Annotated in this window: 7 protein-coding genes; 3 read left to right on the forward strand and 4 right to left on the reverse strand. The window is 74.2% G+C overall.

Annotated elements, in window-relative coordinates; genetic code table 11:
- Positions 1 to 1014: histidine kinase (locus tag GT045_RS25605; RefSeq protein ID WP_202529029.1), on the reverse strand; the 1014-nt coding region annotated here is incomplete at its 3' end.
- Between the two features lie 244 nt (positions 1015 to 1258).
- On the opposite strand from GT045_RS25605, the gene GT045_RS25610 reads away from it, so the two are divergent.
- A complete protein-coding gene (locus GT045_RS25610; protein WP_161335597.1) occupies positions 1259 to 1819 on the forward strand; it encodes a heme-binding protein in 561 nt (186 codons plus the stop codon).
- An 80-nt stretch (positions 1820 to 1899) separates the two neighbouring features.
- On the opposite strand, the gene katG is transcribed toward GT045_RS25610, so the two are convergent.
- The 3 genes from katG to GT045_RS25625 all read right to left on the reverse strand — a co-directional run bounded on the left by katG (position 1900) and on the right by GT045_RS25625 (position 6083).
- Positions 1900 to 4125, reverse strand: coding sequence for a catalase/peroxidase HPI (katG, locus tag GT045_RS25615; protein ID WP_161335598.1), 2226 nt, complete (start codon positions 4123 to 4125; stop codon positions 1900 to 1902).
- Positions 4126 to 4158: 33 nt separating this feature from the next.
- Positions 4159 to 4596, reverse strand: coding sequence for a Fur family transcriptional regulator (locus GT045_RS25620; RefSeq protein ID WP_161287421.1), 438 nt, complete (start codon positions 4594 to 4596; stop codon positions 4159 to 4161).
- 269 nt (positions 4597 to 4865) lie between these two features.
- A complete protein-coding gene (locus GT045_RS25625; RefSeq protein WP_161335599.1) occupies positions 4866 to 6083 on the reverse strand; it encodes an abortive phage infection protein in 1218 nt (405 codons plus the stop codon).
- A gap of 257 nt (positions 6084 to 6340) precedes the next feature.
- Between GT045_RS25625 and GT045_RS25630 the strand changes: the two genes are divergently transcribed.
- Together GT045_RS25630 and GT045_RS25635 are read left to right on the forward strand one after the other, a co-directional pair.
- Entirely contained in the window at positions 6341 to 7252 is a 912-nt protein-coding gene (locus GT045_RS25630; protein ID WP_161335600.1) for a hypothetical protein, read from the forward strand.
- A 528-nt stretch (positions 7253 to 7780) separates the two neighbouring features.
- A complete protein-coding gene (locus GT045_RS25635; protein WP_161335601.1) occupies positions 7781 to 9004 on the forward strand; it encodes a Ku protein in 1224 nt (407 codons plus the stop codon).
- Positions 9005 to 9101 lie beyond the last annotated feature (97 nt).

The raw sequence follows: 9101 nt of genomic DNA on the forward strand, positions 1-9101 counted from the left end.
GGGGGTGGGGCTCGTGGGCGGGGCGGGGGCGCGTGGGTCGAAGCCCCGGCCGTCGTCCGTGACGTCCAGGACGATCTGGTCGTCCAGGCAGGTCAGGGTGAGGGTGGCGGTGGTGGCCGCCGCGTGTTCGCGGACGTTGGCGAGGGCGCCCTGGGCGATGCGCAGCAGGGCCGACTCGACCGGCGCGGGCAGCGGGTCGGGCGGGCTGCCCTCGGCGTGGACCCGGACGGTGAGCGCGGGTGTCGTCTCCCGCTCGGCGACGGCGTGCAGGGCCCGGAGCAGGCCGCCTCCCCCGGCCAGGTCGGCCGGGGTCAGGTCGTGGACGAAGCGGCGGGCCTCGGCGAGGCTGCGCTCGGCGATCGCCGCCGCGGTGCGGACGTGGCCCCGGGCCGTGCCCGGCGCGGTCTCCCACAGGCGGTCGGCCGCCTGGAGGAGCATGCGCTGGCTGGACAGACCCTGGGCGAGGGTGTCGTGGATCTCCCTGGCCAGGCGCTCGCGTTCGGCGAGGGTGCCCTCGCGGCGCTCGGTGGCGGCGAGTTCGCGCCGGGTCCGGACCAGGTCGTCGATCAGGGCGTCCCGGCGGGCCGCCTGGCGCTGCATGACGACGAACACGGTGGTGGCGACGGCGGCCACCGCCGGCGGTGCGAGCAGCACGTTCGGGTCCGGCCAGCCCGCGAGGCCGAGCTGGGCGGCCACCGCGAGCGCCGTCAGCAGCGCCACCAGGGGGATCGCGGCGCGCGGCGGGAGTGTGCGCAGGCCGGTGTAGAAGAGCGGGACCGCGCACCAGGCGAAGCTGGGGGCCAGGACGACCAGCAGCGCCCAGGCCGCCACGACCAGGCCGAGCCAGCCCAGCCGGCGCGGCGCGGGGCGGGTGCCGACGGCGGGACCTAGGACGTACAGCACGGCCAGCAGCACGGACAGGGCGATCACCCAGGGGGTGTGCGGCCCGTCGGCGTGCCGGGCCAGGTAGCGGGCGACCGACGCGGACAGCAGCACGAAGAACGCCGTGTGCATGACGGTCGTGAGGGCGCGGGTGTCGTCGCGCTCGGGTTCGGCCACCGCCGACACCTCCCTCGTCTCCGCGCTGAACTGGGCAAACACCTTCCATTGTGCCCAGGTGCGGTGGCCGGGGGGTCATCCGATCGGATGACCCCCCGGCCAACCGGTCCGGTGACGGGACGCGGCCCCGCCCGGCCCCAGGATCGGTACCGGGAGCGACTTCGCCCCCAGCCCCGGCTCTACTGGAAGGTCTTCCACCATGCCCAGCCGCAAGAAGCCGTCCGTCCGCACCCGTGTCCTCGTGGGCGGCGCCGCCCTGGCCGCCGTCGGTGCGGGTGTCGTCGGTACGGTCGCCGCCAGCGCCGCCGACTCCCCGGCCGCCACGCCCGTCGCCGTGGCGGCCCGCGGCGGCGAGCTGACCCGGAGCACCCACCTCTCCCTGGACGCCGCGGTGAAGGCGGCGCGTGCCGCGGTGGAGGCGGCCGAGAAGGACGGCCGGCAGGTGTCGGTGGCCGTCGTGGACCGCAACGGCAACACCCTGGTCACCCTGCGCGGCGACGGGGCCGGCCCGCAGTCGTACGAGTCCGCGGAGCGCAAGGCGTTCACCGCGGTGTCCTGGAACGCTCCCACCTCGGAGCTGGCCGGGCGGCTGGCGCAGGCGCCGAACCTCAAGGACATCCCGGGCACCCTCTTCCTCGCCGGCGGTACGCCGGTGACGGCCCAGGGCGCCCCGGTGGCGGGAATCGGTGTCGCGGGCGCTCCCTCGGGCGACCTGGACGAGCGGTACGCGCGGGCGGGCGCGGCGGTGCTCGGCCGCTGACGCCACCGGCCGCGCCCGTAGCGACGCGGAACGTCCGGGCCCGCCGCGAGGGGCGGGCCCGGACGTTCCGCGTGCGGCGGTCAGACGAGGTCGAACCGGTCCGCGTCCATGACCTTGGCCCAGGCGGCGACGAAGTCCTTCACGAACTTCTCCTTCGCGTCGTCGCTGGCGTACACCTCGGCGAGGGCGCGCAGCTCGGAGTTGGAGCCGAAGACAAGGTCGGCACGGCTGCCGGCCCACTTCACCTCGCCGGTGTCCGCGTCGCGGCCCTCGAAGGTGGTCTGGTCCTCGGAGGTCGCCTTCCACGTCGTGCCCAGGTCGAGCAGGTTGACGAAGAAGTCGTTGGTGAGGACGCCGGGCGTCCTGGTGAGGACGCCGAGCTGGGACTGCTGGTGGTTGGCGCCGAGCACCCGCAGGCCGCCGACCAGGACGGTCGTCTCGGGGGCGCTCAGCCCCAGCAGGTTCGCCCGGTCGAGCAGCAGGAACTCGGCCGGCAGGCGGTTGCCCTTGCCGAGGTAGTTGCGGAAGCCGTCCGAGGTCGGCTCCAGCGCCTCGAAGGACTCGGCGTCGGTGTGCTCCTCGGTCGCGTCCACGCGGCCCGCGGTGAAGGGCACCCGGACCTCGAAGCCGGCTTCCTTGGCGGCCTTCTCCACGGCGGCGGCACCGCCGAGGACGATGAGGTCGGCGAGGGAGACCTTCTTGGCGCCGGAGGAGGCGTTGAAGTCCTGCTGTACGCCTTCGAGGACACGCAGCACCTGGGCGAGGGCGTCGGGCTCGTTGACCTCCCAGCCGCGCTGCGGGGCCAGGCGGATACGGGCGCCGTTGGCGCCGCCGCGCTTGTCACTGCCGCGGTAGGTGGACGCGGACGCCCAGGCGGTGGTGACCAGCTGGGACACGGTGAGTCCGGATTCCAGCAGCTTGGTCTTCAGGGTCGCGATGTCGCCGTCGTCGATCAGCTCGCCCTCGCGCTCCGGCAGCGGGTCCTGCCACAGCAGCGTCTCCTCGGGGACCTCCGGGCCGAGGTAGAGCGACTTCGGGCCCATGTCGCGGTGGGTGAGCTTGTACCAGGCGCGGGCGAAGGCGTCCGCGAACTGGTCCGGGTTCTCGTAGAACCGGCGGGAGATCGGCTCGTAGATCGGGTCGAAGCGCAGCGACAGGTCGGTGGTGAGCATCGTCGGGCGGTGCTTCTTCGCCGGGTCGTGCGCGTCGGGGATGATCTCGGGGGCGTCCTTGGCCACCCACTGGTGGGCGCCGGCGGGGCTCTGGGTCAGCTCGTACTCGTACTCGAAGAGGTTCTTGAAGAACCCGTTGCTCCACCGGGTCGGCGTGGTGGTCCAGGTGACCTCCAGGCCGGACGTGATGGCGTCCCCGCCCTTGCCGGTGCCGTAGGTGCTCCGCCAGCCCAGGCCCTGCTCCTCCATGGAGGCGGCCTCGGGGTCGGCGCCGACGTGGTCCGCCGGGCCGGCACCGTGGGTCTTGCCGAAGGTGTGGCCGCCGGCGATCAGGGCGACGGTCTCCTCGTCGTTCATCGCCATGCGGGCGAACGTCTCGCGGATGTCGCGGGCCGCGGCGACCGGGTCCGGGTTGCCGTTCGGGCCCTCCGGGTTGACGTAGATCAGGCCCATCTGGACTGCGCCGAGCGGGTTCTCCAGCTCGCGGTCGCCGGTGTAGCGCCGGTCGTCGAGCCAGGTGGTCTCGGGACCCCAGTAGACGTCCTCCTCGGGCTCCCAGACGTCCTCACGGCCGCCGCCGAAGCCGAAGGTCTCGAAGCCCATCTGCTCCAGGGCGACGTTGCCGGTGAGGATCAGCAGGTCCGCCCAGGAGATGCTCTGGCCGTACTTCTTCTTGACCGGCCACAGCAGACGACGGGCCTTGTCGAGGTTGCCGTTGTCCGGCCAGCTGTTGAGGGGGGCGAAGCGCTGCTGCCCGGCACCGGCGCCGCCGCGGCCGTCACTGATGCGGTAGGTGCCCGCGCTGTGCCACGCCATACGGATCATCAGCGGGCCGTAGTTGCCGAAGTCGGCCGGCCACCAGTCCTGCGACGTGGTCAGCACCTCGGCGATGTCCTGCTTCACGGCCGCGAGGTCGAGGGCCTTGAACGCCTCGGCGTAGTCGAACCCCTCGTCGAGCGGGTTCGCCACGGCGGGGTTCTTGGCAAGGATCTTCAGGTTGAGCCGCTCCGGCCACCACTGGCGGTTGCCACCACCCTGGGTCGGGTGCAGCGCCCGGTCATGCGCGACGGGGCAGCCGCCGCTCCCCCCGTCCGACTTGGCGTCTGTGACGATCGCGTCGTGGTTCTCAGTCATGGCAATCCTTCCGAACTGTGCGGAACTCGGTGCTCAGGAACTGCGGCCGGTGGAACAGCCGGGGCAGGTGCCCCAGTAGACGACCTCGGCCTCGTCGATGGTGAAGCCGTGGTCGTCCGCGGCGGTCAGGCAGGGCGCCTCGCCGACGGCACAGTCGACGTCGGCGACGGCACCGCACGACCGGCACACGATGTGGTGGTGGTTGTCGCCCACACGCCCCTCGTACCGGGCCGGGTGGCCGGCCGGCTCGATACGGCGCACGAGCCCCGCGGCCGTCAGCGCGTGAAGGGCCTCGTAGACGGCTTGCAGGGAGATGTGGCCTACGCGATCGCGGACTCCGGAGGCGATCGCCTCGACGCCGAGGTGGTCGCCGTCCCGGACGGTGTCCAGCAGCGCGACGCGGGCCGCCGTCACGCGCAGGCCGGCACCGCGGAGCTCCTCGGCGGTGGTCGGTGTCGGGGAGGCGGTCATGGGGGTGAACCTACCGCCGGAAACACGAAGGATTCAAGAAAACGAACGATGCAATTCTGGTGGCGTGCCGTCGTCCGCCGTCCGCCCCGGCGCCGGCCGGGGGACCCGCCCGGGCGTTCGCGGCCGCGCGGACGGGAGGTGACCGGGAGCATGCCCGCATCATGTGGTCCCCCGGCCGGCGCCGGCGGAGCGGCAAGCCGGAGGGTCCTCCCAACGGGCGAGCGCGGCCCCGGGAGGCCTCGGCCGTCCGGGACGTGACCGGGGCCGGGTCAGCAAGGGCCCCGGTGGCCGGTCCGGGCGGCCTGATAGCGGCGGGCCACGGCGTGGAACGCCTCCTTCGGCTCCCAGTGCCAGCCGGACCCGGGGTCGTCCGGGCGGTCCTTGATGGTCTTGGTGAGGGAGTAGCTCGCCATGTCGAGGTCGTGGCGCGGGTCGTCCGGGCGGTGCGGGGCGTCGGCGGTCACGAACTCGAAGGCCATCGCCGCGTACAGGTCCACCGAGGAGAAGGCGTCGATGAGTTGTGCGAGAAAGGCCGCCTGGGTGCGCTCGCTGCGGACCAGGTCTCCCTTGATCTCCTCGGGTTTCTTGTCGTGGTCGACGACGTCCCAGCCCATGCCGGCGGTCTGCGGCGCCCCGACGTAGGCGCAGGTGCCGAACTCGGTGACGGCCAGCGGCTTGCCCGCGCGCAGGTACCGGCTCAGCTCCTTGACGTGGTCGGCCGTGCGGGGGAAGTAGGCGTAGTAGTCGATGCCCATGATGTCGAACAGCGTCCAGTCCACCCGGTCCTCCTGGGCGGCGGCGTAGCTGAGCCGGCCGTGGAAGACGGACCGGCCGACCGCGGCGGCCTTCGCCGTGAAGCGGTCCAGACGGCGCTGCATCGCGTCGTGGTCCACCGTGCCGTCGAGCAGGTTCCGGATGCGTTCGAGGGCGGTCTCACCGGGGACGATCCCCGGCACGAAGAGCCAGAACTCGCAGCCCACGCTCAGGTCCACGGCCGCGCCGTGCCGCCGCAGCCGCTCCGCGAAGCGGCCGGTCTCGGCGAGGTGGTCCAGGATGTCCCGCTCCGGGACGTCGCCGAGGGTGGGCTGGAGCCAGACCCGCAGCCCCTGCTCGGCCGCCTCGGCGGCGGTGGCGGTGAGCCGCTCCACGCCGTCCCCCGTCACGTCGACGGTGTCGGCGTGCAGTTCGTCGCGGATGGCGCGGACGTCCTTGCGCATCCGGGCCGTGCTGAAGGCCGTACCCGGCGTCTCCCCCTCGCCCACGGTGTACACGACCCCGTGGTGACGGAGCCCGCCGCGTCCGGTACCGCCGACAGCCGCGCCCCGCCCGGACCCGGCCGGCACGGCGCGGTCCCGCCCGGTGTCGCCGTGCGCGGCCTCCACCCGTGCCGCCGCCCGTGCCGCCGCCGGGGGCACCGTGCCGGCGAGTCCCGCCGACACCAGGCCGGTCAGGAACTGCGCACGCTTCATTCCCTTGGTCGTCTGCATACGGCCACCCTGCCGGGGGCGCCGGCGCCGCGCCGTCCGCCGAGGGTCTACGGAGCGGAGCCGAAGGGCGACAACCCGGCGCCGAAGGACGGCAGCCCGGCACCCAAGGACGGCAGCCCGGCGCCGAAGGGCGCGGTGGCGACGCCGAAGGTCGCAGCCCACGCCCCCCTGCCCCCGGCTCGCGCCGTACGGCACGTGCCACCCGTCGGGTGGGAGACTCGGATTCTCATCCCTGGTGGCCGTCGGGAGGGACCCCGGTGAACCTGGACACTGTCGCCGACGAGCTGTACGGGCTGCGGCCGGAGGAGTTCGTGGCGGCCCGTGACCGTCACGCCCTCGCCGCCCGCGAGGCCGGTGACAGGTCCCTCGCCGAGGAGATCCGCGCGCTGCGACGGCCGAGCCTGGCCGCCTGGGTGAGCAATCTGCTCGTCCGCCGGCAGCCGGAAGAGGTGGAGCCGCTGCTCGGTCTCGGCGAACGGCTGCGCCGCGCGCACCGTGAGCTCGACGGGGAGCAGCTGCGCGAGCTGGCCCGGCGGCAGAACGAGGTGATCGGCGCGCTTGGCCGGCAGGCCCGGAAGCTTGCGGGGCAGGCAGGGCATCCGGTGGGCGAGGGTGTCCAGCGCGAGGTGGAGGAGACCCTGCACGCCGTGCTCGCCGATCCGCGGGCCGGGCGGGAGTGGGCGGCGGGCCGGCTGGTCAAGCCGCTGACGTCGCCGGCCGGGTTCCCGGTGGCCGACGAGGCCCTGCTCGGCGACCGCCCGACGCCCGCCGCGCCCGGGTCGGGGTCCCCGGCCCGGGGCAGGAAACGCGGGGCGGACAACGAGCGCCGCCGTCCGCACACCGGGACACGGGGGAAGACTCGCGAGGCCGAGCAGGAGCGCGCCCGTGAAGCCGAGCGGGAGCGCGCCCGTGAGGCCCGGCGTGAGCTGCGTGCCCGTGAGGAGGAGGCCGACGCCGCCGCGCGGGCGGTGGACGAGGCCGGCGCCCGGTCGGCCGAGGCGGACGAGCGGGTCGGGGAGCTGCGGGAACGGCTGCGGCAAGCGGAGGAGGAACAGCGGCGGGCACGGGCCGGTGTGCGGGAGGCGCGGGACCGGGCACGGCAGGCCGACCGGGCCGCCCGGGAGGCCCGGCGCCGGGCCGGAACCGCCGCCGCGCGGTCGGGCTCCTGACCGGCGACCACCGCACGGTCCCACGACACCGCCCGGTGGGGACGACATCACCCTGACCGGCGGTGCCAGCCCCGCCCGCGTCTGCATCGAGCACCTGCTGCCCGACGTGCCGGACGGCACCATCACCCCCGGCCGCGTCTTCGGCGGGACCTTCCGCCTCGACCGGGCGCCGGACGCCTACCGGGCCACGGCCGGACGCCAGGTCCTCGAGTCCCTCCTCCGCCCCTGCCCCCCACTCCCCCACCCGCACGGCGAAGGACCCAGCGCCCAGCGCTCATGCAGACTGCGCACGCGCTCGGTCCCCGCCGCGGCGAGGACCGAGCGCGGTGGGGACCGAGCGCGGTGGGGACCGAGCGCGGTGGGGACCGAGCGCGGTGGGGACCGAGCGCGGTGGGGACCGAGCGCGGCGGGAAGCGGTTCCTGCGCACTCCCCGCACCGCGTGCGCTGGCGGAGCGCAGGAGGCGCCCGGACACTGTCCGTGACAGGTCAGCGCGGCGGGCCGGGCGAGGGAGCGGAAGCGAGGGGTCATGGCGAGACCGATCTGGACCGGCGTCCTGACCTTCGGGCTGGTCACCCTGCCCGTGGGGCTGTACACCGCCACCGAGGACCACGCGGTCCACTTCCACCAGTTGCAGCGCGGCACCACGGACCGGATCCGCAACAAGCGGGTGAACGAGCGCACCGGCAAGGAGGTCGGCACCGACGAGATCGTCAAGGGCTACGAGCTGGACGAGGGCGAGTACGTCGTCGTGGAGCCGGAGGAGCTGGAGGAGATCGCGCCCGGCCGGTCGAAGGTGATCGAGCTGGCCGGGTTCGTCGACCTCCACGACGTCGAGCCCGTCCACTTCGCCCGGACGTACTACGTCGGCCCGCGCGGCGAGGAGTACGACAAGGTGTACGAGCTGATGCGGTCGGCCCTCGACCGCTCGGACAAGGCCGGGATCGCCACGCTCACCATGCGCGGCAAGGAGTACCTGACCGCGTTGCGGGCGCAGCCGGGCGTCCTCGTCCTGCACACCCTGCACTGGGCCGACGAGGTCCGCGACCCCGCCGACGTGGTGCCCGGACTGCCGCGCCGCGCGAAGTCCGACAGCAGGGAGCTGCGGACGGCCGAGCAGTTGATCGACGCCCTGACCATCGACTGGGACCCCCGCGACTACCGCGACACCTACGAGGACCGCGTCAAGCGGCTGGTCGCGGCCAAGCACAAGGGTGAGGAGGTCGCCGGCGAGGCGGAGCCGCCGGAGGCGACCAACGTCGTGGACCTCATGGAGGTGCTCAGCCGCAGCGTCGAACAGAGCCGGTCGGGGGGCAGTGGCGCGAGCGGTCGGGGCAAGCAGGCGAGCCGGTCGCGGCGCGGCGAGGGAGGCGGACGGGAGCGGACCGCCCGGCGGGAGCGGACCGCCGGCCGGAAGCAGGCTCCGCAGCGGAAGGACGCCACGGGCCCGAAGGACGCCACACGCCGGAAGGACGCCACACGCCGTAAGGACTCCACAGGCCCGAAGAACGCCAAGGGCCCGAAGGACGCCACGGGCGCGAAGGACTCCAAAGGCCGTACGGACGCCACACGCCGGAACGACGCAGCGACGGGCCGGAAGAAGGCCCAGCGGTGTTCGCGGACCGAGGATCCGGCCTCCCTGTCGAAGGCGGAGCTGTACGAGCGGGCCACCGCCGCCGGGGTACCGGGCCGGTCGAAGATGACCCGGGAGCAGCTGGTGCAGGCCCTGGGCCGGCCGGGCGCCGCGGCCTGACCCACATCCCTGCGCCGACGGTCCCCACGCCCCTGTGCCCCCTCCGGCGAACCCGCCCCCTCCGCCCCTCGGCACCCGCACCCGCACCCGCACCCGC

The sequence above is a fragment of the Streptomyces sp. SID486 genome, from assembly GCF_009865385.1.
GTDB lineage: Bacteria > Actinomycetota > Actinomycetes > Streptomycetales > Streptomycetaceae > Streptomyces.

What these genes read in the sequence shown, in the direction of transcription:
- GT045_RS25635 (WP_161335601.1), top strand. Translation starts at nt 7,781, where the DNA reads ATGGCGAGACCGATCTGGACCGGCGTCCTGACCTTCGGGCTGGTCACC.
- GT045_RS25610 (WP_161335597.1), top strand. Translation starts at nt 1,259, where the DNA reads ATGCCCAGCCGCAAGAAGCCGTCCGTCCGCACCCGTGTCCTCGTGGGC.
- katG (WP_161335598.1), bottom strand. Translation starts at nt 4,125, where the DNA reads ATGACTGAGAACCACGACGCGATCGTCACAGACGCCAAGTCGGACGGG.
- GT045_RS25625 (WP_161335599.1), bottom strand. Translation starts at nt 6,083, where the DNA reads ATGCAGACGACCAAGGGAATGAAGCGTGCGCAGTTCCTGACCGGCCTG.
- GT045_RS25620 (WP_161287421.1), bottom strand. Translation starts at nt 4,596, where the DNA reads ATGACCGCCTCCCCGACACCGACCACCGCCGAGGAGCTCCGCGGTGCC.